Genomic DNA, 25076 nt, shown 5'->3' with positions numbered 1-25076 from the left:
TGACGCGGATTGACCACCGCTACTGGCAGTCCCTCCGCCGCCAACGCTGCCGCGGCACGCTCCTGCAAACCGCCGGTCGCCTCCAGCACCACCAGCACCGGGCCGAGCCCGGCCAGCCGCGCCAAGAGCGCGCTGATCCCAGGCGGATCGTTGCCCAGGGCGAAGGCCTCGCCCGATGGCAGCACATGCACATCCAGCCGTGCCTTGCTGACATCGATCCCGACGAACACCGCCAGCGATGACATGCGCCTCTCCCTCCCTTGCCGGTGCGGGCTCGTCCGACGGCCCAGGCGACTGTTCGGGTCTGTGGCGCAACCGGCGGCGTCCCTCGGCTCTCCCACGGTTCTCGCAACCTCGGGTCGGGACGGGACCGCCGCCAGACGCAGACGAGCAGACCTATCCCCGCTCAATCCCCCCATACACGCAAGGGTCAGGGTGAGGGTCGCTGTCGCACAACGCCACACCTCACCCCCGCCCCGGCGGCGGGATCGCCGAGCCGTGACGCGACCCTCATGAAGGTGCGTCGGAAAACTTTACACCCGTGCCGCCGAACGCCTCGGCCCCAGGGCAACCGGTTGAAATCACGCGATGTCATGTCCTGGCACCGAATCTGCTTCGGGTCCTGTCAAGCGCTCCACAACGGGGGGGCGGATGAGTAGGAGCCTAATGATGAGAAAGCTTCTTCTGGCCGGCGCGGCGGCAGGGCTGGTGCTCGCGGCGGCCGAGGCGCAGGCGGCGCCGAGCTACGGCGCGCCCGCGGGCTGGACCGGTCTCGGCACGGTCGGCACCAACACGCCGAACGGCGTGGTCGGCCCGATCCCGGCCGGGCACACCCAGTACCTGTTCGTCACCAGCGACGGCGGCGTGAACGGCGGCGGCAACCTGCTGAGCCTCGGCGGCGAGACCAACGGCTCGCGCCTCACCTCGCCGACCTTCTCGGCCAATACCGGCGACGCGCTCGAGTTCTACTTCAACTACGTCACCTCGGACGGCGGCACCTTCGCCGACTATGCCTGGGCGGTCCTGCTCGACGCCGCCGACAACCAGGTGGCGCTGCTGTTCACCGCGCGCACCCAGCCCCCGCCGGGCAACATCGTGCCCGGCTTCGGCATGCCGGCGCCAGAGGCGACGCTCGCGCCGCCCACCGTGCCGATCCAGGACGGCACCACCTGGGACGAGCTCGGCGGCTCCTCGGGCGCGTGCTTCCTCGGCGTCGGCCAGGGCTGCGGCCATTCCGGCTGGGTGCAGTCCACCTACACCATCCTCGCGGACGGCACCTACAAGCTGCAGTTCGGCGTGACGAACTGGGCCGACACCGCCTTCGACTCCGGCATGGCGATCGCCGGCGCGACCATCGGCGGCACGCCGATCGGCCCGCAGCCGGTGCCCGAGCCCGCGAGCCTCGCGCTGCTCGGCATGGGGCTGCTGGGCCTCGGCTACGCCGCACGCCGGCGCCGCGCCGCCTGACCAGCCGACCAGGGGACGGGCCGCCACGGCGGCCCGGATCGCGAGGGCCGGGGACATCCCCGGCCCTTTCGTCGTTCTGGATGCGTGACAGCCGGCGGCCCCGACACAAATCCCTGTCGGGATTCTTGACACTTCCCGGTTGCCGGGCTGCCGACCTCATCCCAACACGCTGAAAATCAACCATTCTGGCAGGTTGGCCCCGATCTTGCGTTTTCCGCGGGCACGATTGCAAACCGGGAGAGATCCGATGTCCGCTCGCCACCTGCTCGCCGCCGCCGGCGCCGCCGCGCTGATCGCCGCCGCCGCGCCGGCTCAGGCCGCGCTCAGCCAGCTCAACGCCAACTGGTACACGCTGTCGGCCAACCACATCGACGCGAATGTCAGCATTCCGGGCTTCACGACCGGCCTGGTCGAGAATGCGCTCGGCCCGGACGGGATGCCGGTGCGCTCGGCCTTCTCCACCAGCTTTCCGCTGACCTCGTCCAACCACATCCTGGACGTGGACGCGAGCAACCAGATCCTGTGGTGGACCCCCGGCGACCGCACCGGCACCCGCACCGGCGGGCCGGTGAACTACTCGGTCGCGGTCGACCCGTTCTACTCCTCGCCGGTGGCGATCCCGTTCAACCAGCCGTCGAACCTGTTCCCGGGCGGCGGGCCGAACAACACCACCGGCTTCCTCGCGCTGCACATGTTCGGCACGTTCGACGCGCCGGCCGGCGGCGAGATCACCATCACGATGGGCGCTGACGACGACGCCTGGGTGTTCATCAACGGCCAGCTCGTGGTCGATCTCGGCGGGGTGAAGCCGCTGACCGCGGCCCCCGTGACGGTCTCCGGCCTCACGCCCGGCACCAACCGGATCGACGTGTTCTTCACCGACCGCAACGTCGTCCAGGCCGGCCTCGTGTTCAGCGCCGACGTGGTGTTCAACCCGATCGGCGTGCCCGAGCCGGCGAGCCTCGCGCTGCTCGGCATGGGGCTGCTGGGCCTCGGCTACGCCGCCCGCCGCCGTCGCGTCTGACCCGTTGACCAGGGGACAGGCCGCCACGGCGGCCTGTGAGCAAGGGCCGGGAGGGCAACCTCCCGGCCCTTCGCGTTGGCCCTGCCGCCGACCGTCACCCTGACCTCCCCCAGGGGGAGAGGGCGAGGGACAGGGTGAGGGCGTGTCGGAAAACTTTACACCTCGCTGCCACCCGCGCCGATGGGGCCTGGATAACGCGTTGACCTGAAACCCTTCCCCAGCATGGCATGAATCATGCCTGCCTTCCGGGCGATCTTGGAATCTCGGGGGAGACCAACGATGCACGCTCAGGATGTCGTTGCCCGGTTCGCGCGCCCGCTGGCGCGCACGGCCATGGCGGCGGCGGTGGTGGTCGGGCTTGCTGCCCTGCCGCGCGCCGAGGCTGCCACCATCGTCGCGCCGTTCGACGCCAACTACACGCTGACCAGCTTCGGCGCGCCGACCGGCCTGCCGACGCCGTTCGGCGGCATCGCCTTCCTGAACAACAACACGCTGCTGATCGGCGGCAACGCCAACAACGCCTCGGGCGCGATCTACAGCGTCGGCCTCACGCGCGACCCAGGCACGCAGCTGATCACCGGCTTCTCCGGCCCAGTCAGCTTCTACGCCTCGGCGCCGAACATCGACGGCGGCCTCGCCTTCGGCCCAGGCGGGGTGCTGTTCTACTCTGCCTTTCCGACCAACCAGATCGGCCAGATCCTGCCGGGCGGTGTTGCCCCAGCCCGGGTCGATACCATGCCCGCCGCGTTCAACTCGCTTGGCACGCTGCAGTTCGTCCCGGCCGGCTTCCCCGGCGCCGGCAACATGGTCGTCGGCAGCTTCAACCAGAGCAACTGGGGCGTCGCCACGCTCACCCCAGACGGCTTCGGCACCTACGACATCAGCGGGCTCACGGCGCTGACCAACACCCCCGGCGGGCCGGAGGGCATCGTCTACGTGCCACCGGGCAGCCCGGATTTCGGCCCGGACACGGCGCTCGTCTCGCTCTGGAGCGCCAACCGCGTGGATGCCTGCGGGATCGACACCAACGGCCTGCCGGTCGGTGCCACCTGCACGCCGTTCATCACCGGGCTCACCGGCGCCGAGGGCGCGGTGATCGATCCGCTGACCGGCGCCTTCCTGTTCTCGACCTTCACCTTCGGTGCCGGCAACCAGGTGCTGATGGTGAGCGGCTTTGCCGCGCCGCCACCCCCGCCACCTCCGCCGCCCACCACCGTGCCCGAGCCGGCGAGCCTCGCGCTGCTCGGCATGGGCCTCCTGGGCCTCGGCTTCGCGGCGCGCCGGCGCCGCGCCTGACACGCTGACCAGGGACGGGCAGCCACACCGGCCGCCGCGCGCCGCAAGGGCCGGGAGGGCAACCTCCCGGCCCTTTGCGTTGGTCCCTGCCCTCACCCGGACCCTTGCGTGCATGGGGGATTGAGCGTTGACGGGTGTCCGGGTTCGTTCCGGTGCGGCGATGCGGGTCCGCGGGCATGGCAATCCCAATCATACGCGTCTCGGCTGCATGTCAGTTTTCTTTACACCTGCTGAAGACGCTACGATGACGCAGTGATAGTGACTTGTCTTGAAAAGAATATGCTTTCCTGGCACGGAACTCGCATGACCTCTTGCAAAACAGGGATTCACTGCACGCCAGACACGAATCGACACCGTCATGCGCCACTCCCGTTCAAGGCTCCGCCGCCTGCTCGCCGGACCGCCGCTCGCCCTGCTGCTCGCCAGCACGATGCTGTCCCAGCCGGCGGCCGTGTTCGGCCCGGCCATGGAGGACTGGGCCGCGCCGGCGCGGTCCGCCGCGGCACCGGGCGGGCGCACCGGGTTCGTGCTGGAACTGCTGAGCGGCCCGCCGGGAACCGGGCCGGGCGGCTGGAAGGACCCGGCCGATCCGGTCGCGCCGGACGACCGTCCCGCGGACGAGGCCGGGGGTGACGGGCTGGTCCTGGGCGATCCTCCCCCCGGCGGGCCGGGCGGCGGCGCCGGTGGCGGGGGCGGACACGATCCGTTCACGCTCGCCGGCTTCGGCGGCGGCGGTGGCGGATCGGGCGGCGGATCGGGCGGCGGATCGGGCGGCGGCGGAACGGGCAGCGGGGCCGGAGGGTCCGGCGGCGGGTCAGGTGGGAGCGCGGGGAGCGGTCCGGACGGCAGCGCCGCCGGGGGCGGCGGCCCGGCCGGCGCCAACGACCCGCAGGGTCCGGGTGGCGACACCCCGCCGGCGCCCGATGGACAGGCCGATGCCGACCCGCCGGGCAGCCTGATCCCCGTGGTCGACATCGCGGACACCAAGCCCGACGAACCGGCGGTCCCCGGCCTGGACCCGCCGGGTCCGGGCACCGAGGGGCCTGATGCCCCGCTTGCCGCCATCGCTGCGCCCGGCACAGGCGGCCCCGATCCCGGGCCGTCCCAGGCGGAACCCGCGACCGCCGTGCCCGAGCCCGCGAGCCTCGCGCTGCTGGGGCTCGGCCTGCTCGGCCTCGCGGCGGCGCGGCGCCGGGTCAGCCGCGCCCGAGACGCCGCCCGAGACACCCCCTGAGCCAGGCGGCGAGGGCGAGCGGCGAGCGCGGACGGACGAGCTCGGTCCAGACGAGATCACGGCTGCCGGTGGCGAGGCTGCGCTTGTAGCGGTCCTCGCCGGCGAGGAAGTCGTAGACTGCCATCCCCTCCCCGGCCGCGCGGCCGATCGCCAGCAGATGCGCGACCAGCCCCGGCTTGCGGTGCGGGTCCGCCGCGGCCGGGTCGAACCCGGACTGGTAGGCGCAGACATGCCCGTCGCGGCGGAGATTGTAGAGATAGCCGAGCACGTCCGGGCCCGCGGCGAGGCGCAGCAGGTCCACCTCGCCCCGCGGCAGCGCGCGCGCGACCAGTTCGCGGTGGAAGCGGCGCATGAACGGATCGGCGAAGGCACCGGGCTTGCCGCGCGCCTGCCAGCTCCGCTGATGCAGCGCGATCAGCGCCTCAAGCCAGGCGAGCGCCTCCGCCTCCGTCCCGGCGCGGGTGAGCACGACCTCGCCCGCCTCGGCGAAGCGGCGCAGCGACCGGCGGAGCTGGCCGCGCGCATTGGCGCTGAGATGGGCGAGCGGATCGCCCGAGGCGCGCACGCGGTCGAGCGCGACGAAGGGCGCCGGCCGGATCTGCCGGCGCAGCGCCACCCCGCCCGCGGCCGCGGCGAGCCCCTCCTCCACCCCCGACAGCACGAGCCGGCGCGCACCCGCGCCCCAGGCCGCGCGCATGAGTGAGGCCGCGACCTCCGGCCCGGCATCGGCGGCGACGAGCGGGGCGTTGTGCTCGATGAAGGGCGCGTCCAGCACGGCATCGCCGCTCTCGGCGAGGCAGAACCGACCGCGGCGGCGGCTGAACAGCGCCAGCCCCACGATCCGCCCGCCCGCCTCGGCGCGGACCAGCCAGGGATCGCGGTAGCGCTCCTCGGCGAGGCAGCCGATCCAGGTCCAGGCGCGGAACGGCGGGATCGGGCCCGCCTCGGCCTCGAGCCCGCGCCAGAGCCGTTCCAGGGCGGCGGGATCGCGGACCGGACCGGCCGCGACGGCGAGCCCCGCCACGGACCGGCCGGTCAGTCCGCCGCCGCCGCAACCGGAGGGGCGGGCGCGCGGCCGGCGAAGGCGCTCAGCCGCGCGTGCAGCTCCGACGGCGTGGTAAAACGGCCGCCGAGCGTGTCGCGGAAGAAGCCGAGATAGCGGTCGATCGTGTCCAGCAGCCCGGCGAGCTCGGCCTCGGTGCGGGTATAGGGGGTGTTGCCCGGCATCAGGGTCGGGCTGTGCAGGGTCAGCGTGAACACGCGCAGGCCCTGGTGCAGCCGCCGCTCGGTGAGCTCGCGCATCTGCGCGAAGCTGCTGCCCTCGGGCGAGAGCCTGAGCGGATAGACCGCATTGGCGCGCGCGGCCAGACGGCTGATCGGCAGCAGCCGGCCGAGCGGACTCCGCGCGAGCGCGCCGAGCGTGCCGGCCTGCCCGGCGAGCCAGCCGATCGGCCCGGCCGTGGTCGGCAGCGACAGGATGCGCCGGTTCGCGCCGAGCCAGCCGGGCCGGGCGGTGAAGCGGCGGAAGTCGGGCCCGCCCATCGGCGCGTAGTCGTAGAACGGGCAGACGCTGAGATCGATCTCGAAGCCGAGCGTCTCGAGCAGCTCGACCGTGTCGGCGCTGAGCCCGTACCGCCCGGCCTTGAAGATGCGCGGGCGCGCGCCGAGCAGGGCCGTCACCTGGCGGGTCAGCGCCTCGAGCTTGGTGCGTTCGAGCCACGGCCCGAGATTGCCCGAGAAGGAGTGCCAGTCGTCCTTCGGCTCGACCACCGGCGGCGCGCTCCAGGGATGGAGATGGACGCCGATCTCACAGCCCTCGGCGGCGAGCCCGCGGATGATCCCCGCACTCTCCTCCTGGCTCGCCACCGGGGTGTCGACCACCAGGCAGGGCAGCACGCCGTAGCGGCGGAACACGTCGAGATTGACCTGAAGCCCGCGGGTCGGCGCGACCTTGCCGGTGTCGGTGTAGGTGCCCTTGTCCCACTCGAAGGCGGCCTCGGTGTCGATCACCACCTGCAGCATCGGCGGCCAGTCCGCGGGCGTGTCGAACTCCGCGAGTCCGATCGCCGCCGGACCCTGGGCGAGATCGCGGGTGAAGCGCGGCCTGAGGTCCGGGAAGGCGGCCGAGGCGTCCGGCCCGGGCCCGCGCGGCGCGCGGTAGAGCATGGCATAGGCGCCGGCGATCCGGCTGAGGTCGAGATTCCGCTCGGCGAAGCGCCGGCTGGCCGCGCCCAGCCGCCGGGCAAGCCCCGGCGTGTCGCGCAGCGCCAGCACCGCCTCGACGAACTGGCCGGGCTGGTGGGCGAGGAAGCCATTCTCGCCGTGCGAGATGATGAAGTCGGTGAGCCCCGGCAGGAACCGGGTGATGATCGGCAGCCCGTGCGCCATCGCCTCGACATAGACGTTCGGGAAGCCTTCCGCGGTCGAGGCGAACACGAAGGCGTCCGCCGCGGCGTAGAAGGCGTCGGTGCGGTCCTGGAACCCGGCCAGCACGACCCGGCCACCAAGCCCGTGGGTGCAGATCTTCTGCTCGAGCTCGGCGGTGTAGTCGGGCTCGAGCGCGGGCCCGACCACCACCAGCCGCACCGCGGGATCGGGGATCAGCGCGAGCGCGTCGATCAGCCAGGCGATGTTCTTGCGCCGCGAGAGCGAGCCGACATTCAGCAGCACCACGTCGTCCGGGCTGAAGCCGAGCTCGGCGCGCAGCCGCGCGCGGTCCTCCGCGTTGTGCTCGGCCGCCTCCAGCACCCCGCCCTGGGGGACGAACCAGGTGCGCGGGCGCGGCACGATCTCGAGCGACCGGCGCAGGAGCTGCGGGCTGATCACCACGAACCGGTCGATCGTGCGCATCAGCGCGCGCACGAGGCGCCGGTAGCGCGGGCGGTACTGCTCAAGCAGCTGGCTCGGGCTGTCGTCGAGCGTGCAGGAGAACAGCACGCGGCGGCCGCAGGCGCGCGCGAGCGCGTAGGTGAGGAAGGTGCGGTCGACATGCGAATGGAGGTGGATGAGCTGGAAGCGCCAGATGTTGCGGATCAGCCAGCGGGCGAGGTTGAGCGCCGAGACCCGGCCATAGGTCCTGGCGAGGTAGTGCACGGTGACGCCGCGGTGCTGCACCGTCGCCGGCCCCTCGCCCGGGTCGGTCTCGTGCACCAGCACCTCGCCGTCCACCGCGTGCTCGGCGATCAGCGGGATCAGCCGGGTGAAATAGATCCCGTCGCCGGTGTAGTCCGGGTGGAAGCGCCGGTAGATGTGCAGGACACGCACGTGCCCCCTCCCCCCCGCCGCATCGCCGGTCATGCTGCGGCGTACTCCGCCTCCAGCATGTCGACGATGCGGTCCCAGTGGAACCGCGCCGCCCAGGCCCGCCCGGCCTCGCCCAGCCGTGCCCGTTCGTCCGGGTCGTTGCCCAGCCGGGCGAGGGCCGCGGCGAGCCCGGCGCCGTCATCGACCGCGACCAGCACCCCGGTCCCCGGCGGCACCACCTCGGGCACGCCGCCGACCGCCGTGCCGATCACCGCTGCACCGTAACGCATTGCCTCGATGTACGGCATGCCGAAACCCTCGTAGCGCGAGGGCATGACGAACAGGTCGCAGGCGGCGTATTCGCGCTCGAGCGCCCGCTCGTCCACCGGACCGAGCACGCGCACCGCCGGGCCGAACTCGGCGGCGAGCGCCTCCCGGGTGGCATCCGAGACGCGGCCGATCACGGTCAGCACCCAGCCCGGCCGGCGGGTCTCGGCGAAGGCGCGGCGCAAGAGGTCGAAGCCCTTGCGCCGGTCATCGACCCGGCCGACGAACAGCAGCCGGAGCGAGCCGGGCGCCGGCGGGACATGCACAAGCGGCGCCGGATCGACCCCGTTCGGCAGCACCGCGAAGCGCGCGCGGGGGACATAGGGGTATTCGCGTGCAAAGGGCTCGTAGTCGTTGGCGGTCAGGTGGAACACCCGGCGCGCGATCGAGAGCGGCAGCCGGTTGAGCCCGTGCAGCAGCAGGTTGCGGAACCACCGGTCGAGCACCGCATCCGGGTGGTGATGTGGGGAGTAGAAGAACCTCCGCCGGCGGGTGCGCGCATACCACGCCGCCGCGAAGGCCCAGGCCGGGGCGGCGATCTGGTGTGCGTGCAGGATTTCCGGATCGATCCGCCGCAGCGTCGCGCCGATGCCGCGGATCACGACCCCGCCATTGGCGAGATAGAAGAAGCGCCAGTTGGGGGCCCGCATCAGCACGCGCATGCGGTGGATGGTGAAGCCCTCGTGCTGCTCGCGCTCGGGCAGGCCGACGAATTCGCCCTTGGGGAACTGCAGCGCGCTCGCCACCACATGCACCTCGTGGCCGCGCCGGGCGAGGTGGCGGGCGTGGTTCAGCATCACCTTCTCCACGCCTTCCAGCTGCGGCCAGAAGAACGGGCCGACGATCGCGATCCTCATGCGGGCCTCATCGGAGCCGCGGCCGGCTGATGCCGGCGGGGAGCGGCACCGCCGCGGCGAGCGGAGACTGCCACGGGTGAGGAACGGCGGCCATGCGGCGACTCGGGGGCGCAGGCATGCGGTTGGGACTCTACTGACGCCCTGTGTCCGCCGAGTTATCCACAAGGCTACCGAAATATCCCGGGGACTCTCCTGACGCGGGTTGGGACCCTGCTGACACGACTCGGGGTTATCCAGGGGACTCTACTGACGACTCTAATAATACCCTTCTAATACCTTGCTATTAGGCTGTGTCAGTAGAGTCCCCCTTGCATTCAGGGAACGAGCTGGGGCGTTATCCGCCGCCATGGGTGATGTGCATCGGCTGATCCGCGAGCATGGCCTGGATGGGGCCCGCGCGCTCGCCGCCAGCAAGGCCGACCGTCAGGCGATCGATGCCGCGGCAACAGTGATGGCCGAGGAGGAGAACCGCCTCGGCATCACCCATGCCGGGTTCGCCATGACCTCGCTGCCGCACAAGCGCGTCGAGGAGGTGCTGTGGCGGCGCGACGGCCACCGCACCACGCTGCTCGTTGAGTCGGGGCGCGACCGCAAGGGCCAGTTCGTCGGCGTGCCCTACGGCTCCTTCGCCCGGCTGATCCTGCTCTACCTCCAGACCGAGGCGGTGCGGACGGGCTCGCCCGAGGTCGAGCTCGGCCGGTCGATGAAAGCCTGGATGGGGCGGATGTCGCTCACCACCGGCGGGCGCACCTACCAGTTGGTCACCGAGCAGGCGCGGCGCATCTCGGCCTGCCGGCTGACCTTCTTCTTCGCCCGCGAGAACGGCGCCGAGGCGCGCCACAACGGCGCCTTCGTGCAGGACGCGATCAGCTTCGCCGGGGTGATCGACGACGCGGACCAGCCCTCACTCTGGCAGGACAAGGTACGGCTCGACGAGGGGTTCTGGCGGTCCTTGCGTGACCATCCGGTGCCCGTGCGCGAGGAGGCGATCAAGGCGATCAGCAACCGCAGCCTGGCGATCGACGTCTATATCTGGCTCGCCTACCGGCTGCACGCGCTCGCCAAGCCCACGGCGGTCAGCTGGAGCGCGATCCACGGCCAGTTCGGCGCGGGCTTCCGCTTTGCCCGCCAGCTCAAGCCGACCTTTCTCGAGGCGCTGAAACTGGCGCTCGCGGTCTATCCGGAAGCCAAGGTGGAGCCCGACCGCGACGGCATCCTGCTGATCCCCTCCCCGCCAGCGGTGCCGCGCCAGGAGGCGCGCCGGCTCGGCCTGGTCTGAGTTGGGACTCTACTGACGCCTCATCCGTCGCGCAGGCGATAGACCAGGATGCCGGCCCACTCGCGCAGGAAATACCAGCTTTCCAGCGCGGCGCGCGGGCTTGGCACCCAGTCGGCCGGGCTGCCGTCCGGCACCGGGCCAAGCCGCACCGGCGCAGGCACGGGCGCGACGCCGGTCCGCGCGAAGGAAGCGAGCGCGCGCGGCAGGTGCCAGCCATGGGTGACCACGTAGGCCCGGTTGATCCCGGCCGCGCGCAGCAGCGCGGCGCTCAGCTCGGCGTTGTCGCGGGTGTCGCGTGCCTCCGGCTCGACCCAGCGGACGGCGATGCCGAACTCGTCGGCATAGGCCGCGCGCATCAGCTCCGCGACCGGCACCGTGTGGCGGCGCGACAGCGTTCCGCCGGTCACCAGCAGGGGCAGTCGGGTGAGGCGGTGCAGCTCGGCACCTGTGCGCATCCGCTCGAGCGTCAGCGGGCCGAGTTCGATCCCGTCGCGCGTATGGGCGATGTCGCCGCTCAGCACCACGATGGCGCCGGCGCCGTCCACCGTCGCCTCGGGCAGCAGCCGCTCCAGCGAAAGCCGCAGCGTGCCGGCGGCATACGGCGTCGAGACCCCAAGGGCGGCGAGCAGCAGCAGCGCGGTCAGCAACCGGGCAATGCGGCCGCGCCAGGCGAGCAGCACGAGCGCGCCGAGCAGCAGCCCGACCGGGGGCAGCAGCAGCGTGGTCGCGAGCGCCTGGAGCGACATTGGCCGGGCTCAGCGGGTCTCGGGCCGCCACACCGGGGCGATCAGCAGCCGGGCGAGATGCTTGGGATCGCGCGCCATCCGGCCCAGGCCCGCGTGGCGCGCGGCAGCGGCCGCCTCGCGATAGACGCGCGGGGTTTCCCAGGAGGCCGCGTAGAGCCAGCCATACATCGCCCGCCGCAGCCCCTCGGCGAGCGCGGCCCGGCGCGGTGCGGAGAGGTGGCGCGCAACCGGATCCCCGGCCGCGGCACGGTCGGCCAGCCGCGACAGCGCGAGCGCCGTGCCACGGCAGAAATGCAGCTTGCTGTGGCCGACCAGGTTGGTCCCGTGCACCCGCTTGCGCGTGATGATCGCCCGGGCGAAGGCGAAACGGCCGAGCAGGGTCAGGCGCAGGAACAGGTCGGTGTCCTCGCTGTAGCGCAGCGTCTCGTCGAACAGCCCGGCCTCGCGCGCGGCCTCGCGGCGGAACGCGCAGGCCGAGGTGGAGAACATGCCCGCGCCGAGCATGACCTCGAACATGCGCTCACCCAGGGTAAGCCGGTCCGGGCCGAGCTCCTCGGCGGGAAACCCGCTGATCCCGCTCTTGGCGTGCATGTCCGGGATCAGCACCTCCACTCCCCGAAACACCAGGCTGTTGCCGAAGCCGAGCACGATGTCGGGCGCGGTTTCGATCAGGTCGAGCAGGGTCCGGTGATGGTCGGGCTCGGCCAGATCGTCCGAGTCCATCAGCGCGATCACATCGGCCGTGGAGGCGCGGAGGGCGGTGTTGCGCGCGGCGGCCGGCCCTTGCGGGCCGGCATTGTCGAGCACCCGGATCGCCAGGCGCGGCGAGAGGTCGGCCACGAGCGCGCGGGCGAGGTCGCCGGTGCCGTCGGTGGAGCGGTCGTCGACGATGGTGACGAGATCGGCCGGACGGGTCTGCGCAGCGAGGCTCTCGATGGTCTCGCGCAGGAACGGGGCGGCGTTGTAGGCGGGGATGACGACCTCGAGCACCCGTCCCTCCTATCCGTCGATCAACCGCGCATAGGCCTGGAACATGGCTTCCTGGTCGTAGGCGGCCTCGGCGCGGGCGCGGTTGGCCGCGCCGAGCCGGTGGCGCAGCGGCGCCTCCGCGAGCAGCGGCCGCAGCGCGGCGGCGAGCGCGCGGTCGTCCTTCGGCGCGAGGAACGGGCGGCTCTCCGCGCCCAGCATGGCTGCAACATCGCCGACATCGGTGGACGCGACCGGCAGGCCGGTCGCCATCGCCTCCATCACCGAGAACGGCATCTGCTCGGTGTCGGAGGAGAGCGCGAACACGTCCATCGCCCGGTAGGCGGCGGCCGGGTCAGGCACATGGCCAGCGAAGCGGGTGATCCCGCCGATGCCGAGCGCGGCCGCGAGTGCCTTCAGCGCCTCCTCCTCCGGCCCGTCGCCGATCACGACCAGGCGGAACGCGAGCCCGTCGCGGTGCAGCAGCGCGGCGGTGCGCAGCAGCCGGGCGAGGTTCTTCTCGGCGCGCAGCCGCGCGACCGTGCCGATCACCGGGCCGTCGCCGGGCGGGGCAAGCGTGGCGCGCGGACCTTCGGGGTGAAAGCGGGCGAGGTCGAGCCCGTTCGGGATGTAGTGCAGCCGCTCCCCGGGCAGCCGCCAGGTCTCGCGCGCGGCCTTGAGCAGTGTCAGCGAGGGCAGAGCGACGGTCGAGCGGCGCAGGACGAGCCGGCGGAACAGCACCCTTCGCGGCTTCTGCCCGCCGGCTTCGTCTGGACCGAAGCCGTCCTCGGTGTGGAGGTGGCGGATGCGCGGCGGGATCAGGTTGGCGGCCGCCCACTCGATCGCGCCCCAGTTGCTGGTGATGATGACCGCCGGGGCGAGCCGGTGCAGGAAGCCCCGGATGCGCCGGAAGCGCAGAGGGCCGTCGCCCGGCCCGACCGGCGACGGCAGCACGGCGAACGCGACCCCTGGCTCCAGCCGCTCGGCGCAGTCTGCCCGGCCGTCGAGCGCGACGATGGCGTGGCGCCAGCGGCCGCCGAACCGGTTGGCGAGCGCGGCGAACCGCACCTGGGCGCCGCCGATCGCGAAGGTCGGGAAGACGTGAAGCAGCAGTGGTGCCGTTCCCGGCGGCGGGGCTGGACCCCGGGCAGGCGCGGCAGGCATGGTCAGGCGATCCCCCGCTGCGAAGGACCGACCGGATGATCCGTCTGGCCCTGCTGCTCGCCCTGCTGCTGACCGCGCCGGCCGCGGCCGAGACGCTGCGCGTCGGCCCCGGCGAGCGCTTCACCGTGCCGAGCCAGGCCGCGCGCGTCGCCCAGCCGGGCGACCGGGTGGTGATCGCGCCCGGCCTCTACCGCGACTGCGCGGTCTGGCGTGCCCCTGACCTGACGATCGAGGCAGGGGGTGGCGAGGTCGTGATCACCGGGCCGATCTGCGCGCAGAAGGCGCTGTTCGTGATTGCCGCCCCGCGGGTGACGGTGATCGGGCTGACCTTCCGCGGCGCGGCCTTCGCGGGCGGCAACGCCGCCGGCATCCGCGCCGAAGGGGGCGATCTGCGCATCGTCCGGTCGCGCTTCGAGGACAACCAGAACGGCATCCTGACCCACCACAGCCTGCCGGAGGCCCGGCTCACGATCGAGGACAGCGTGTTCGTCGGCAACGGTGCGCTGATCCACGAATGCGCCCATGGGCTCTATGCCGGGCAGTGGGCGCTCGTCGCGATCCGGCGCAGCCGGTTCGAGGCCACCCGGATCTGCCACCATGTGAAGTCGCGCGCGCGCGCCACCGAGATCGAGGACAGCGCGATCCTGGACACGCCGGGCAATCGGGCGAGCTACCTGGTCGACATCCCCAATGGCGGCGACCTGCTGCTGCGCAACACCGTGCTGCGCAAGGGCCCCGATCACGGCAATCCGACCACAGCGGTGATGATCGGGGCCGAGGGGGTGCGCCACCCCACCACCAGCCTGCGGGTGACCGGCAACCGGTTCGAGAACCTGATGCCGCGCGGCACCCATTTCGTCGAGAACCGCACCGCCACGCCGGTACTGGTGGAGGGCAACGAGATCCGCGGCGCGGTCGTGGTGCTGGTCGGGCCGGGCGAGGTGCGCTGAGCTCACCGCGCCAGCTCCCGGGCAAGCCCGGCCACCCGCCGGGCATTGCCGGCCCAGGTGCGCTCGCGGCCGATCACCTCGTCGCGCGCCGCCTGCCCGAGCCGGGCGCGCAGGGCCGGGTCGGCGGCGAGGCGGCGGATCGCCTGCCACAACCCGTCGGACTGTTTCACGTCAAACAATATCGCGGTGCGCCCGTCCTCCAGCACCTCGCGGATGTTGGGCTGGTCCGGCGCGACGATCGCCCGCCCGGCGGCCATGTACTCGAACACCTTCAGGGGCGAGGCGTAGGGCACCACGGCTGGCTGCAGCGCAACGTCGAAGCCGGCGACGAGCCCGGGGATCGCCTCGCGCCTGGCGAGCCCGGTGAACTCCACCCGATCCGCGATGCCGAACTCTGCGGCGAGGCGTTCGAGCCCAGGCCGCGCCGGCCCCTCCCCCACCACGCGCAGCTTCAGCCGCGTCGGGCCGTCCCAGGCGGCGATGCCGCGCACCACGGCATCGAGCCCGTGCCAGTCGCGCACGAAGCCGACGAAGCCGAGCACCAGCTCGGCCTCCGGGCCGGACTGGCGCGCCGCAGGCACCTCGGGGAAGTCTTCCAGGTCGATGCCGTTCGGGATGACGACGATCCGCTCGGCCGGCACCCCGGCGGCCGTCACGTGCCCGCCCAGCACCGCGGTGACGGGAAGCACCCGGTCGGCGCGGCGCCAGACGAAGCGTTCGGACCAGCGGGCCAGCCCCTTGAGCGCGAGGCCGCCGAAGCGCGCGCGCTCCTCGGCCAGCGGCGCGTTCACCTCGACCAGGAAGGGCAGGCGCCGACGACGGGCCACGAGCGCACCTGCGAGGTAGAACAAGTTGTAGCGCTCGTAGAGGGCATCCGGGGTGAATTCGCGTGCAGCCCGGTCGAGCTTCAGGAAAGCGGGGAGGCTGTAGGCGAGCTCCAGGAGTTCGACCGCGAAGCGCGGCAGCAGACGGCGGATCAGCGGCACGAGCCGGCTCTCGCCCCCCAGCTCCGCCTGGTCGTAGGCGGACGGCCCGACCACGCGCACCTCGTGGCCGTCCGCCCGCAGCGCGGCGACCAGGGCGTCGAGATGCACGCCCTGGCCGTCGCGCGACTGGATGCGGTGGCTGTAGAGGATCCTCATCGGCGGATCCGACGCAGCAGCCGTCCCGCCGCCTGGCGCGCGAGCGCGGCCAGCCCGGCCGGGTGGCGCGGATCGGCAAGAACGAGGCCGATCAGCTGCACCCGGTCCGCGACCCAGTGCGCCTTGTAGGCGTCGTCGCCCCGGCCGAAGTCGAGCGTGCGCACCCGGTCCTCCGTTATGAGATGGCGCAGCATCATGGCGGTGAGCACCGTGCCGGGCGAGGCCGTGCGCTCGGTCTCCAGGTGGAAGAGCTTGGGCACGGTGGCGCGCGCCCCGCCCTGGTCGAGGATCCAGTACTGCGCGGCGAGCGGCGTGTCGTCGGCGACTCGGGTGAGCACGCCGAGTCGCAGCGCGCCGGCAGCGGCGGCGGCCCGCATCAGCGCGGCGTCGAAGTCCGGGAAGGGTTCGGCGGGCTTCCAGGAGCCGGCACGCACCGCGTGGAACGCCTCGATCCCGGCCTCGAGCGCCGCACCGGGGGCGGCGATCAGGCTGAAGCGGGTTTCGCGCGCGGCCCGCTTCCCCTTGCGCTCGACCGTATGGCGCAGGCTGGAGGGGCGGCCGGCGAGGTAGTCCTCCCAGCCCTGCCCCTCCGGCAGGGTCTCGCGCCAGACGCCGACATGGTCGAACCGCGCCGACCGGATGCCGCTGCCGCGCAGCCCGGCGAGAAAGGGGGCGAGCCAGGCGCCGGCGGGATCGATCGCCTCCAGCAGCACGGGCGGGCGGAGCCGCAGCAGGGCGCCGAAGCCCTGCCCGGCGTCCTGCCAGCCGGTGGCGCCGAGCCCGGGAGGACCAAGCGGGCGCCAGTCCTGGGTGTAGGGCGTGGTCAGGCTGCGGAGCGCCTCGCCGGTGCGGAGCAGCGGCACGGCGCCGGCGCCGCAGCGTGCGGCGACCGGCTCGGCGCCGAGCGGCAGGGCATGCGCGAGCGTGGTGTCGTACCAGATCCGACCTGACCAGAAGGCGCGCGGGTCGAGCAGCGGCTCGGCCCAGCCGGGCAGGCCGGCGCGCGGCAGGGGATCGAGGCGGGGAGGCGGATCGTCCATGACGATCGTTGCCCGCCTGCTAGCCCTGGGGGCCGGTCTCGGCCAGCAGGGCGGCGAGATCGCGGGAGAGCACGGGGAGATCCTGCTGCACGGTCCGCCAGACGACCGCATCGTCAACCACCGCATAGCCGTGGATCAGCAGATTGCGGAACGCGACGGCCTGCGCGAGGCCCGGGACGCGGGCGGCAAGGTCGGGAGCGACCTTCGCCAGGCGGTTCAGGGCCTCGCCGACCACCTCGCACTGGCGCTCGACGGCGGAGCGCAACATCCGGTCCGCTCGATACTCCGCGAGCGTGTGGCCGCGGATGAACACCGCGACCGTCTCGGCCGCATCGTGCGCGTCCCACAGCAGGCCCCGCGGGTCAGCCCGCATAGAGCGGGGTACGGGCGCGCTCCATCTCGGCGCGTACGAACGGATTGCGCAGCCCGGAGGCCATGATGAGGTCGACCGGCCGGCCGAGCAGCTTGGCGAGTGCGTCACGCAGGCCGAAGAAGGCGCCGAGCGAGGGGGTGGCCTCGGGCACATACTCGACGAGGAAATCCACGTCCGACCGGACGGGATCGAAATCCGTCCCCCGCGCCGCCGAACCGACCACATCGAGCCGACGGACGCCGAAGCGGCGGCAGAGTTCGGCAATTTCAGCGCGGTGCTGATCGAGCTCGGGAATCATCCGAGTGGCTCCTTCCGATTCCCCATAGCACGGCCGGGCGGTCAGCGGCCCGTCCTGGAATCAGCGGGGCCGGGCGCCCCCCCGAGGCCCGGCCCCGCCTCGCCTCCCCTGAAGGGGGCGATCAGGCGTGGACGGTGCTGCGCTGCGTCCGCCACGCCAGCCCGAGCCCCAGCAGGGCGAGGCCGAACAGGGCCAGCCCGGCGGGTTCGGGGATCGGAGCGGCATCGGCGCTCCAGCTGAAGGTGCCGGTGAGTGCGCCGCCCGCGGTGTTGCCGCTGAACGCCCAGGTGCCGAGGGTGTCGTCGAAGCCGGCGAGCATCAGCGTGCCGCGGCCCATCAGCCCGAGGGTGTTGTCGGTCTGGGTGGTGATCCAGAGCTGCGCGAGGTCGAAGGAGAGCCCGCCGACCGAGAAGAACCCCGCGATCGGGGCGAAGGGCGCGAACGGCAGATCCGTGATCGTACCGACCGAGGCGATCGGGATTCCGGCGAGATCGCCGGTCGAGCCGGTGACCAGGAAGATGCCGGAATTGCCGCTGCTGACCGGGCCGGCGTTCAGGCCGAGGAAGTCGATCCCGACCGCCTGGCTGAACGGCACGTTCACGCCGGCCGCGTCCTTGGCCTGGAACTGGAACGCCATCCCGATCGAGCCGGAGATCGGCGCGGCGACGGCGGCGGTGGCGGAGGCCGCGAGGACCGCGCCGGCGAGAAGGAGGGATCGGATCTGGCGCACGGGAGCTCCTGTCGGGTCGGGTGGCGGCCGCGGGTGGACCGCAGCCGGAGACGGGAGCCGATGTGCAAATGACGGGCCAAGTCAACAAAACTGGGACATTCAGCTACACGCCCAGCGTGCAGTCGTCTGCCGTGTAAGATTTCCTGACACACACGAGCCGCGTGTGCCGCGGCCGGCGGAACCTGTCGGGGGTTGGGGGTATGGCCAGGGTGATCGCATGTGCCCTTTCCCCGACCAGGCGGGAGAGAGGGTTGGGTGAGGGGGCTGGCGCCGAGAGCCCGCCAACGGACGTTTGCAACGCTTCCCACCCTCACCCCGACCATCTCCCGCCCAGGCGGGAGAGGGAGAAGCGCGTGGCGCCCAGACACAAGCAGCGGCCCCTTGCGGGACCGCTGCCTCGTCACGGGGTAGCCCCCCGACCACCCCGGAAACGCCCGAGAGCCGGGCTTGCGGCCTTGCGCCGCCGGTCACGATCCAGCAATGGCCGTGCCAGTGTCAGCATTTCAAGGGGTTGTGGGCCTGGCCGTCCGTCCGTGACACTGGACTGTAAAATCCGCCGACACGATCCGAAGCCGGGCGGGCCTGCCGCCGCCAGGGAAGCCTGGGGATGTAAAGTTTTCCGACGCCCCGACGGGGCGCGCAAACGAAAGCAGCGGTCCCTTGCGGGACCGCTGCCTTGGTGGAGCGGCACGGGGCCGCCCCGATCGGAAGGCTAGCCCAGGTTCAGGCGGCGCGCCGGCGGGCGGCGAAGCCGAGGCCGAGCAGGCCCATGCCGAGCAGCGCCAGCGAGGCGGGCTCGGGGATGACCGCGGCGGTGCTCGAACTCCAGGAGAACGTGCCCCCCAGCGAGTTGGCAGTGAGGACCCAGTCGCCGGGTGTCGGATCGAAGCCAGGCAGGCTCAGGATACCGGTCCCGCTGAGCTGCAGAGTTGAACTGTTCTGGCTGATAATGCTGACCGTGTTGAGGTCGAAGCTCAGCGTGGCGACGCCGTCGAACGCGGTGAACAGCGGCGAGACCGGCGGCGGCACCGAGACGAACTGGAAGTCCGTCATGGTCAGCGTACCGGCCGCGGTGCTGACACTGCCGAACGAGGCGAGAGTACCGCTTGCCCCGGTTGCGAAGCTCGCGCCGAAGTCGATGCCCGTCGCGGCAGCGAGGGTGGTCGGAGCGCTGAAGCCGTCGATGGGCGTGAACCCGCCCGCCAAGCTGATGCCGCCCGTGATCGGCGCCGCATCGGCCGCCGCGCCGAGGCCCACCACCATCGCACCGGCCAGAAGCGCTGTCCTGAACTTGCTCATCGTCCTGTCCTTTCGGAACCGTGTCCCCTGGGTAGCGCCCCCGGCGCCACGCTCACCACGCATAGAAGCAATGCATGTGCCAGTGGCGGATTCCGGCGGGTTAGCGGCTGGGTGGGGTGGGCTCCTGACCCCGACCGTAAAGTTTTCCGACGCGGTTCCTCGGCCCACCCCCCCCGGCCCCGCGGAGAGGCAGGAAAAGCCTCGGTTTCCACCGCCGCCGGCAAGCCTCCCGGCGGGGTCGGGCGGGGGAAGGCGTCGGAAAACTTTACACCCGCGCGCCCGCGCCGGCCCCGTCACCGCCGCCGCGGCCGGTCCGCCAGAAGCTCCGCCGGGCTCGCCACGGTCAGGGCCGGGAACAGCCCGGTCCTGTGGCGCGTGTTCCAGGTGATCAGGAGCGGGATGCCATGGACGACCGCCACCTGTCCGATCAGGACGTCGTACAGCCGGGCGCCGATGCCGTCCGTCGCCGCATAGGCGCGCACGACATCGAAGCCCTGCGCCGGCGTGAGTCCGACAAGCGCCGTCACGGCGCGCAGGCTTTGCAGCGCCGCCCAGGCCTCGGCAGCGGTGAAGCGGAACGGTGCCGGCGGTCCGGTCCGGGTCAGCGTCGCATAGGCCTCGGCGTAGCTGTGCGCGCCGACGGCGTAGCGCCGCGGGTTCCCCTCGGCCAGCAGCGTGAGCGAAGGGGCGTGGTGCTCGTGCGCCTCGGCGAGGCAGGCGATGACGACGGTGCTGTCGAGCAGTCCGGCCGGCGCGCTCACGCCGGCCGGTCACGGGAGGCCGCGAGGGCGGCCTCGGCCTCGTCCAGCGTGATCGGGGACGGACCAGCAGCGGGCCGCGCCGCATCATGGCTACGCAGAAGACGGCATTCTGCCTGCGCGCCTTGGCGTTGCCACAGAGGCCGGGCACAACTTACGATGGTGTGACTGGCGCCGCGGCCGCCTCGCACCAGATCTGTGGTGGATCCGCAACAGGAGCGCGGGCCATGTCGACGACCAGGGATGCGGACGGAGGCAGACGATGACCAGATTCGGACCCGAAGGCCGCCCGGCGCGGGCCGCTTCCCTGCCCGCCGAGACCGAGGCCGTCCTGCCGGAACGGCTGTCCTGGCCCGCCGCGGCGGCGGTGATCGCGGTGGTCTCGCTCGGGCTCTGGGGTGTGATCGGGCTCGGGATCGCCTGGCTGATCGGCTGAGCCTCTTTCCGGGTTTCCCGATTTCGGGCTTTCCGGCCCCTCCTACCCCGCCCCGGCCAGCCCCGGCCGCCCGGCCCTGAGCCACGCCACCACCTCCGCCAGCCCCTCCGCGAGCCCCCTGGGCGGACCGAGCCCCAGCAGCGCGCGCGCCGCCTCGGCCGAGCCCACCGAGTGGCGGATCTCCCCCGCGCGGGGCTCGCGGTGCGCGATCGCCGGCGCCACCCCGCAGAGCCCCGCGATCGTGCGGGCGAGCTCCAGCACCGAGGTCGCCTGCCCCGTGCACAGGTTCAGCACCGGGGCGTCGGTCGAGGCCGCCGCCAGTCCGGCCAGCAGCCCGGCGACGATGTCGGAGACCGCGATGAAGTCGCGCGTCTGGCCGCCATCGCCGTAGACCTCCACCCCTTCGCCGCGGGCGAACCGGTCGCAGAAGATCGAGATCACCCCCGAATAGGGCGAGCGCGGGTCCTGGCGCGGCCCGAACACGTTGAAGAAGCGCAAGCCCATCGTCGGCACGCCGTGCACCGCGCCGGCGACCCGCGCGTGCAGCTCCGAGCCGAGCTTGTCGGCGCCATAGGCCGAGAGCGGGCGGCAGGGCGCGTCCTCGGTGATCGGCAGCCGCGCCTGCTCGCCGTACACCGCCGCCGAGGAGGCATAGACGACCGGCACGGGCGCCCTGCCCCGCCCGGCCCGGGCCGCGTCGAACACCGCGATCGTGCCGCCCAGGTTCACCCGGTGCGCGCCCAGCCAGTCCTCGGTGCAGCGCTGCACGGAGGCGATCGCGGCGAGGTGGACCACCCCGTCCACCCCCGCCATGGCAGCGCGCACCGTGGCCGGATCGGCGACATCGCCCACCACCAGCTCGGCGCCGGGCGCGAGATTGGCGCGCGACCCGGTGGAGAGGTCGTCGAGCACGCGCACGGCGTCGCCGCGGGCGATCAGCGCGGCGGCGAGGTGCGAGCCGATGAAGCCGCAGCCGCCGGTGACGAGGTGGAGGGGCATGGGGGGCTGCTCCTGGGCTCAGGCGGTCCGGCGGGTGAACCGGGCGAGCGCGCCGCCGGCCATGCGGGCGAGATGCGACTCGGCCGACTGGCCGGGCCGGCCGGAGGCCTGCCACAGCGCGAGGGTGACGGTGAGATAGACCGCCGCGCCGGCGGCGGCCTTGATCCCGAGCGTGGCGGCGATCGGCCAGGGCAGGCTGAGCCGCACGGCCGCATCGGCCGGAATGGCGAGCACCGACCCGGCCATCAGCGCCGCGGCGAGGGCCGGCCGCCACAGCGCGCCGAGCATCCAGCCCGGCCGCTGGCCGAGCAGCCGTCCGGCCATCGCCTGCCACAGCGCGACATTGAGGCACGCGGCGCCCAGCATGGCCCAGGCCGCGCCGATCAGCCCATACGTATCGGCCGCATAGACCACCGATCCGAGCCGCAGCAGCATCACGCCGTAGCCGGTCAGCACCATGCGGGCCTGCCGGTCCAGCACGATGAACAGAGTGGCGAGATACCCCGCGAGCGCGTCGAACAGCGCGAACATCGCCACGATCGGCATCAGCGGCACGAGCGCGGTCCAGCGGTCGCCCAGGAACACGAGCGTCACCTCGCGCGCGGTCAGCGCGATCCCGGCCGAGAGCGGCAGGATCACCAGCCACTGGAGCGCGAGCCCCGCCAGCACGTAGCGGACGAGCTCGCCCGGGTGGTGCCGGACCTTGGCGAACCCGGCATAGGCCGGCTGGCCGAGCGGGGCGGCGATCTCGCTGATCGGCAGGGCGGCGATCTGGTAGGCGATCTGGTAGAGCCCCACCGCCGCCATGCCCTGGAACCGGCCGATCACCAGGTTCATCATCTGCTGGTTGATGATCGCCGAGATGTTGCCGAGGAACAGCCATTTGGAGAAATGGAAGAACTCGCGCCAGGCGCCGAGCGCGAGGCGCGGCCGGTGCGGGGCGAGCCGATAGCTCAGCGGGATCATGACGATCCGGCTGAGCGGCGCGGCCAGCACCAGGGCCCAGTAGCTGCGCAGCCAGAACGCGAGCGGGATGACGATCGCGAAGCCGAGCAGCTTCTGCAGCACGTGGTAGCGCAGCAGCGTGTCGAACCGGAGCTCGCGCTGCAGATCGAACATCCGGATGCTCTCGAGCGACTGCATCAGCGCCGTCAGCGCCATCACCCACATCACCGGCGCGACCCGGGGCTCGCCCATGAACCCGGCCTGCCACCAGGACGTGCCGGCAATGCCGCCGGCGACCACCAGGCCGCGCAGCACGGTGAGGGTGAAGGCGGTGTCGTAGTGCACCCGCTGCGGCTCGCGCATGCGGATCAGCGCCAGCCCGAAGCCGGTCGAGGTGAGGCCCTCCAGGGCGGTCTGGACCACCGCGGCGACGCCGATGATGCCGAAATCCTCGGGCGTCAGCAGCCGGGCCAGGATCACCGTGCTGACCAGGCCGATCCCGCGCAGGATCACCCGCTGCAGGATCGCGTAGAGCGAGGCGAGCGCGACCCGTTGGCCGAGCCGGGGCGCGGCCGGCGGCGGGGGGGGGCCGCTCACGTCGCCGGGGGCCGCATCCAGAGCACGTCGCCGCGCAGCGTCCCCTCCAGCCGGACCGTGCCGCCGTCAGGGCGGAGCCCATGCGGGTCGAGCCCGAGGCCGCGCAGCAGGGCGGCGATGTCCTCGATGCGGTGGCCGTAGCGGCCGGCGTGCTGGGGCTGGAGCTCGGTCTGGATGACGATCCCGGGGCTCGCCGCGATCGTCCGCGCCGCGCCGTGCAGCACCGGCAGTTCGAACCCCTCGACGTCGATCTTGAGGTAGTCCACCGCGCCGAGCCCCTGCCCTTCCAGGGCATCGTCCAGCGGGACCATCGCGACCTCGGTCGTGCGCGTCTCGGCGGCGGTCGCGACATGGGTCTCGCCGGGATTGGCGGGGCTGAACGCCATCGCGATCCGGCCCGGCCCCGCGCCGAGCGCGAGGTTCAGCGCGGTGACGTTGGCGAGCCCGTTGGCGGCGACGTTGCGGGCGAGGAAGCCGAAGGTCACCGGATGCGCCTCGAAGGCGATCACCCGGCCCGCGGGACCGACCAGCCGGGCGGCCGGCAGGGTGTAGCTGCCGACATTCGCCCCGGCATCGACGACCACCGCCCCCGGCCCCAGGCGGCGGCGGATGAACGCCCAGATCAGCGGGTCGCGCGCCCCGGCGACCGCCATGGCGAAGGAGCTGAAGTTGTTCGGCATGGTGGCGAGCACCAGCCCGTCCGGTGTGCGGGCGGTGATCTCGCCCCCGCCGAGCTCGGCCAGGGTGAAGCGCAGCGCGCGGCCGAGCGTGGCGAGCGGGGCCTCGGCATAGGCCGGGCTGTGGCGTACCCAGAGCGGCCGCCAGCAGAGCGCGCGGATCGGGACAGAGAGGAACGGATGGAGCGAGGTCACGGACGGACTACTCCCACAGCCGGCTCACGCGGAGGTTAACCGGCAACTCCGTCGCCGGTCCTGGGGGCGAGGTGCACTACCAGCCGTCACACCCGGGCCGGCGTGCGCGCGGCATCGCTCATGAGGTCTGGCTTTCGTGGCGACGCACAGCGAAGTCGGCTGTCACGGGTGTCATCGGGAAGCGCTGCGGGAAGGAAACAAGATTGTGGCGGACGAAGATCTCGTGGAACTTTGGCGAATAGGCCCTGAGCGGCAGCAGCGTCCCGTTCAAACAGATCCGCGCGATCCCATACCCGCCTTCCTCAAGCACGTCGAAGAAGTCACGCATGGCGATCCGCCTGACCACGTTCGAACCGATGAACTCGAAGTGAATCAGCCCGATCCGGCCCTCGGCCAGTAGCCGGCGCGCGCCCTTGAGCACGTTCAGGTCGAAGCCCTCAGTGTCGATCTTGAGCAGATGGATGGTGTCGATGTCCCGCTCCTCGGCGAAAGCATCCAGGGTGGTACACGTCACCTCATGGCTGACCGGAGCCATCCCGCCATGAAGCATGATCACACCGGGATCGAGACTCGCCTGGGTGGAGCCGTCGGTATCAGGGAAATCATAGAGGCTGGCCGTTCCGGCGGTGTCGCTGACCGCGACGTTGATCGCCTCGAAGCGATGCGTCTCGGCGGCCCGCAGGAGCCTGGCGAATGTGCGTGGATGAGGCTCGAACGCGACGATGCGCGCCTCAGGAGCGAGGCTGCGGACGTAACGGGCATAATCCCCTGCATTGGCGCCGACATCCAGCACAGTGCCAGTGCGGAAGCCCGGAGCCGCTCGGCGCAGGAAACGCTCCTCGCCGCGCGCAAGCCCTGAGGGGCCGGTGGCGTTGTTGCCGATGCCGTTGCAGCGCAATGCGAACTCGTAGATCAGCCGGCCGACGCCAGCGAAGCGCGGCCGGTTCAGCAGATAGACCGCCGGGGCGGCGAGATGCTCGATGGCCGCCCGGCTGCGCGACGGCTTCCAGCGTTCCAGGTTGACCATGGAGTGC

Annotated in this window: 25 protein-coding genes; 7 read left to right on the top strand and 18 right to left on the bottom strand. The window is 72.3% G+C overall.

Features of this window, described 5'->3' with window-relative positions; translation table 11 throughout:
• Window positions 1-245, bottom strand: a 245-nt coding sequence (locus tag ACTIFU_RS02485; protein ID WP_439576702.1) for an IS110 family transposase, incomplete at its 3' end; no start/stop codon positions are given.
• Window positions 246-669: 424 nt separating this feature from the next.
• Between ACTIFU_RS02485 and ACTIFU_RS02480 the strand changes: the two genes are divergently transcribed.
• From ACTIFU_RS02480 to ACTIFU_RS02465, 4 genes are all read left to right on the top strand, one after another.
• Window positions 670-1467, top strand: coding sequence for an NF038132 family protein (locus tag ACTIFU_RS02480; RefSeq protein WP_439576701.1), 798 nt, complete (start codon window positions 670-672; stop codon window positions 1465-1467).
• A 247-nt stretch (window positions 1468-1714) separates the two neighbouring features.
• Window positions 1715-2491, top strand: coding sequence for a PEP-CTERM sorting domain-containing protein (locus ACTIFU_RS02475; RefSeq protein ID WP_439576700.1), 777 nt, complete (start codon window positions 1715-1717; stop codon window positions 2489-2491).
• Between the two features lie 279 nt (window positions 2492-2770).
• The gene (locus ACTIFU_RS02470; RefSeq protein ID WP_439576699.1) at window positions 2771-3787 is read left to right on the top strand and encodes a PEP-CTERM sorting domain-containing protein; all 1017 of its coding nucleotides are present in this window, start codon (window positions 2771-2773) and stop codon (window positions 3785-3787) included.
• Window positions 3788-4145: 358 nt separating this feature from the next.
• Window positions 4146-5021, top strand: coding sequence for a PEP-CTERM sorting domain-containing protein (locus ACTIFU_RS02465; RefSeq protein ID WP_439576698.1), 876 nt, complete (start codon window positions 4146-4148; stop codon window positions 5019-5021).
• On the opposite strand, the gene ACTIFU_RS02460 is transcribed toward ACTIFU_RS02465, so the two are convergent.
• From ACTIFU_RS02460 to ACTIFU_RS02450, 3 genes are read right to left on the bottom strand one after another with little or no spacing between them, the layout of a single operon-like run.
• Entirely contained in the window at window positions 4984-6045 is a 1062-nt protein-coding gene (locus ACTIFU_RS02460) for a GNAT family N-acetyltransferase (protein ID WP_439576697.1), read from the bottom strand. The genes ACTIFU_RS02465 and ACTIFU_RS02460 overlap by 38 nt on opposite strands.
• 11 nt (window positions 6046-6056) lie before the next feature.
• Window positions 6057-8285 carry a glycosyltransferase gene (locus ACTIFU_RS02455; protein ID WP_439576696.1) on the bottom strand — a complete coding sequence of 743 codons (2229 nt, stop codon included), beginning with the start codon at window positions 8283-8285 and terminating at the stop codon, window positions 6057-6059.
• Window positions 8286-8314: 29 nt separating this feature from the next.
• On the bottom strand, window positions 8315-9448 hold the full coding sequence (locus ACTIFU_RS02450; protein ID WP_439576695.1) for a glycosyltransferase family 4 protein: 1134 nt from the start codon (window positions 9446-9448) through the stop codon (window positions 8315-8317).
• A gap of 346 nt (window positions 9449-9794) precedes the next feature.
• On the opposite strand from ACTIFU_RS02450, the gene ACTIFU_RS02445 reads away from it, so the two are divergent.
• Entirely contained in the window at window positions 9795-10727 is a 933-nt protein-coding gene (locus ACTIFU_RS02445) for a replication protein RepA (protein ID WP_439576694.1), read from the top strand.
• Between the two features lie 20 nt (window positions 10728-10747).
• Here ACTIFU_RS02445 and ACTIFU_RS02440 read toward each other — a convergent pair whose 3' ends face one another.
• Genes ACTIFU_RS02440 through ACTIFU_RS02430 form a run of 3 tightly spaced genes read right to left on the bottom strand, consistent with a single transcriptional unit; the run spans window position 10748 to window position 13603 of the window.
• Window positions 10748-11473, bottom strand: a complete 726-nt coding sequence (locus ACTIFU_RS02440) for a YdcF family protein (protein WP_439576693.1) — start codon at window positions 11471-11473, stop codon at window positions 10748-10750.
• 9 nt (window positions 11474-11482) lie between these two features.
• Window positions 11483-12463 (bottom strand): glycosyltransferase family A protein, encoded by a 981-nt coding sequence (locus ACTIFU_RS02435; RefSeq protein WP_439576692.1) that lies wholly within the window; start codon window positions 12461-12463, stop codon window positions 11483-11485.
• A 9-nt stretch (window positions 12464-12472) separates the two neighbouring features.
• Window positions 12473-13603, bottom strand: coding sequence for a glycosyltransferase (locus ACTIFU_RS02430; RefSeq protein WP_439576691.1), 1131 nt, complete (start codon window positions 13601-13603; stop codon window positions 12473-12475).
• A gap of 35 nt (window positions 13604-13638) precedes the next feature.
• Here ACTIFU_RS02430 and ACTIFU_RS02425 point away from each other — a divergent pair, with 35 nt between their 5' ends.
• The gene (locus ACTIFU_RS02425; protein ID WP_439576690.1) at window positions 13639-14553 is read left to right on the top strand and encodes a hypothetical protein; all 915 of its coding nucleotides are present in this window, start codon (window positions 13639-13641) and stop codon (window positions 14551-14553) included.
• A gap of 2 nt (window positions 14554-14555) precedes the next feature.
• Here ACTIFU_RS02425 and ACTIFU_RS02420 read toward each other — a convergent pair whose 3' ends face one another.
• From ACTIFU_RS02420 to ACTIFU_RS02390, 7 genes are all read right to left on the bottom strand, one after another.
• Entirely contained in the window at window positions 14556-15695 is a 1140-nt protein-coding gene (locus ACTIFU_RS02420) for a glycosyltransferase family 4 protein (RefSeq protein ID WP_439576689.1), read from the bottom strand.
• A complete protein-coding gene (locus tag ACTIFU_RS02415; RefSeq protein ID WP_439576688.1) occupies window positions 15692-16735 on the bottom strand; it encodes a GNAT family N-acetyltransferase in 1044 nt (347 codons plus the stop codon). Before ACTIFU_RS02415 ends, ACTIFU_RS02420 begins: the two co-directional genes overlap by 4 nt.
• A gap of 19 nt (window positions 16736-16754) precedes the next feature.
• Window positions 16755-17108 carry a HepT-like ribonuclease domain-containing protein gene (locus ACTIFU_RS02410; RefSeq protein ID WP_439576687.1) on the bottom strand — a complete coding sequence of 118 codons (354 nt, stop codon included), beginning with the start codon at window positions 17106-17108 and terminating at the stop codon, window positions 16755-16757.
• Entirely contained in the window at window positions 17098-17406 is a 309-nt protein-coding gene (locus ACTIFU_RS02405) for a nucleotidyltransferase family protein (RefSeq protein WP_439576686.1), read from the bottom strand. The genes ACTIFU_RS02410 and ACTIFU_RS02405 overlap by 11 nt, the downstream gene beginning before the upstream one ends.
• A 121-nt stretch (window positions 17407-17527) precedes the next feature.
• Window positions 17528-18136 carry a PEP-CTERM sorting domain-containing protein gene (locus ACTIFU_RS02400; RefSeq protein ID WP_439576685.1) on the bottom strand — a complete coding sequence of 203 codons (609 nt, stop codon included), beginning with the start codon at window positions 18134-18136 and terminating at the stop codon, window positions 17528-17530.
• A gap of 723 nt (window positions 18137-18859) precedes the next feature.
• The gene (locus tag ACTIFU_RS02395; RefSeq protein ID WP_439576684.1) at window positions 18860-19435 is read right to left on the bottom strand and encodes a PEP-CTERM sorting domain-containing protein; all 576 of its coding nucleotides are present in this window, start codon (window positions 19433-19435) and stop codon (window positions 18860-18862) included.
• A 293-nt stretch (window positions 19436-19728) separates the two neighbouring features.
• The gene (locus ACTIFU_RS02390) at window positions 19729-20196 is read right to left on the bottom strand and encodes a type II toxin-antitoxin system VapC family toxin (protein WP_439576683.1); all 468 of its coding nucleotides are present in this window, start codon (window positions 20194-20196) and stop codon (window positions 19729-19731) included.
• 259 nt (window positions 20197-20455) lie between these two features.
• Here ACTIFU_RS02390 and ACTIFU_RS02385 point away from each other — a divergent pair, with 259 nt between their 5' ends.
• Entirely contained in the window at window positions 20456-20629 is a 174-nt protein-coding gene (locus tag ACTIFU_RS02385) for a hypothetical protein (protein WP_439576682.1), read from the top strand.
• Window positions 20630-20671: 42 nt separating this feature from the next.
• Here the strand turns inward: ACTIFU_RS02385 and ACTIFU_RS02380 are convergent, their stop codons facing one another.
• From ACTIFU_RS02380 to ACTIFU_RS02365, 4 genes are all read right to left on the bottom strand, one after another.
• Window positions 20672-21628 (bottom strand): NAD-dependent epimerase/dehydratase family protein, encoded by a 957-nt coding sequence (locus ACTIFU_RS02380; protein ID WP_439576681.1) that lies wholly within the window; start codon window positions 21626-21628, stop codon window positions 20672-20674.
• Window positions 21629-21646: 18 nt separating this feature from the next.
• A complete protein-coding gene (locus tag ACTIFU_RS02375) occupies window positions 21647-23170 on the bottom strand; it encodes a lipopolysaccharide biosynthesis protein (RefSeq protein WP_439576680.1) in 1524 nt (507 codons plus the stop codon).
• On the bottom strand, window positions 23167-24042 hold the full coding sequence (locus ACTIFU_RS02370) for an FkbM family methyltransferase (RefSeq protein ID WP_439576679.1): 876 nt from the start codon (window positions 24040-24042) through the stop codon (window positions 23167-23169). Before ACTIFU_RS02370 ends, ACTIFU_RS02375 begins: the two co-directional genes overlap by 4 nt.
• 118 nt (window positions 24043-24160) lie before the next feature.
• A complete protein-coding gene (locus ACTIFU_RS02365; protein ID WP_439576678.1) occupies window positions 24161-25069 on the bottom strand; it encodes an FkbM family methyltransferase in 909 nt (302 codons plus the stop codon).
• Between the last annotated feature and the right edge of the window lie 7 nt (window positions 25070-25076).

Origin of the sequence: Elioraea sp. (assembly GCF_051860475.1) — a bacterium.
GTDB lineage: Bacteria > Pseudomonadota > Alphaproteobacteria > Acetobacterales > Acetobacteraceae > Elioraea.
This window is presented reverse-complemented; position numbering and strand designations above follow the sequence as displayed.

Bases quoted from the DNA above. Each gene is read 5' to 3' on its own strand.
- ACTIFU_RS02420 (WP_439576689.1), bottom strand. From the start codon at position 15,695: ATGAGGATCCTCTACAGCCACCGCATCCAGTCGCGCGACGGCCAGGGC.
- ACTIFU_RS02415 (WP_439576688.1), bottom strand. From the start codon at position 16,735: ATGGACGATCCGCCTCCCCGCCTCGATCCCCTGCCGCGCGCCGGCCTG.
- ACTIFU_RS02465 (WP_439576698.1), top strand. From the start codon at position 4,146: ATGCGCCACTCCCGTTCAAGGCTCCGCCGCCTGCTCGCCGGACCGCCG.
- ACTIFU_RS02410 (WP_439576687.1), bottom strand. From the start codon at position 17,108: ATGCGGGCTGACCCGCGGGGCCTGCTGTGGGACGCGCACGATGCGGCC.
- ACTIFU_RS02430 (WP_439576691.1), bottom strand. From the start codon at position 13,603: ATGCCTGCCGCGCCTGCCCGGGGTCCAGCCCCGCCGCCGGGAACGGCA.
- ACTIFU_RS02395 (WP_439576684.1), bottom strand. From the start codon at position 19,435: ATGAGCAAGTTCAGGACAGCGCTTCTGGCCGGTGCGATGGTGGTGGGC.
- ACTIFU_RS02480 (WP_439576701.1), top strand. From the start codon at position 670: ATGAGAAAGCTTCTTCTGGCCGGCGCGGCGGCAGGGCTGGTGCTCGCG.
- ACTIFU_RS02380 (WP_439576681.1), bottom strand. From the start codon at position 21,628: ATGCCCCTCCACCTCGTCACCGGCGGCTGCGGCTTCATCGGCTCGCAC.
- ACTIFU_RS02445 (WP_439576694.1), top strand. From the start codon at position 9,795: ATGGGTGATGTGCATCGGCTGATCCGCGAGCATGGCCTGGATGGGGCC.
- ACTIFU_RS02470 (WP_439576699.1), top strand. From the start codon at position 2,771: ATGCACGCTCAGGATGTCGTTGCCCGGTTCGCGCGCCCGCTGGCGCGC.
- ACTIFU_RS02475 (WP_439576700.1), top strand. From the start codon at position 1,715: ATGTCCGCTCGCCACCTGCTCGCCGCCGCCGGCGCCGCCGCGCTGATC.
- ACTIFU_RS02425 (WP_439576690.1), top strand. From the start codon at position 13,639: ATGATCCGTCTGGCCCTGCTGCTCGCCCTGCTGCTGACCGCGCCGGCC.
- ACTIFU_RS02365 (WP_439576678.1), bottom strand. From the start codon at position 25,069: ATGGTCAACCTGGAACGCTGGAAGCCGTCGCGCAGCCGGGCGGCCATC.
- ACTIFU_RS02440 (WP_439576693.1), bottom strand. From the start codon at position 11,473: ATGTCGCTCCAGGCGCTCGCGACCACGCTGCTGCTGCCCCCGGTCGGG.
- ACTIFU_RS02450 (WP_439576695.1), bottom strand. From the start codon at position 9,448: ATGAGGATCGCGATCGTCGGCCCGTTCTTCTGGCCGCAGCTGGAAGGC.
- ACTIFU_RS02385 (WP_439576682.1), top strand. From the start codon at position 20,456: ATGACCAGATTCGGACCCGAAGGCCGCCCGGCGCGGGCCGCTTCCCTG.
- ACTIFU_RS02405 (WP_439576686.1), bottom strand. From the start codon at position 17,406: ATGATTCCCGAGCTCGATCAGCACCGCGCTGAAATTGCCGAACTCTGC.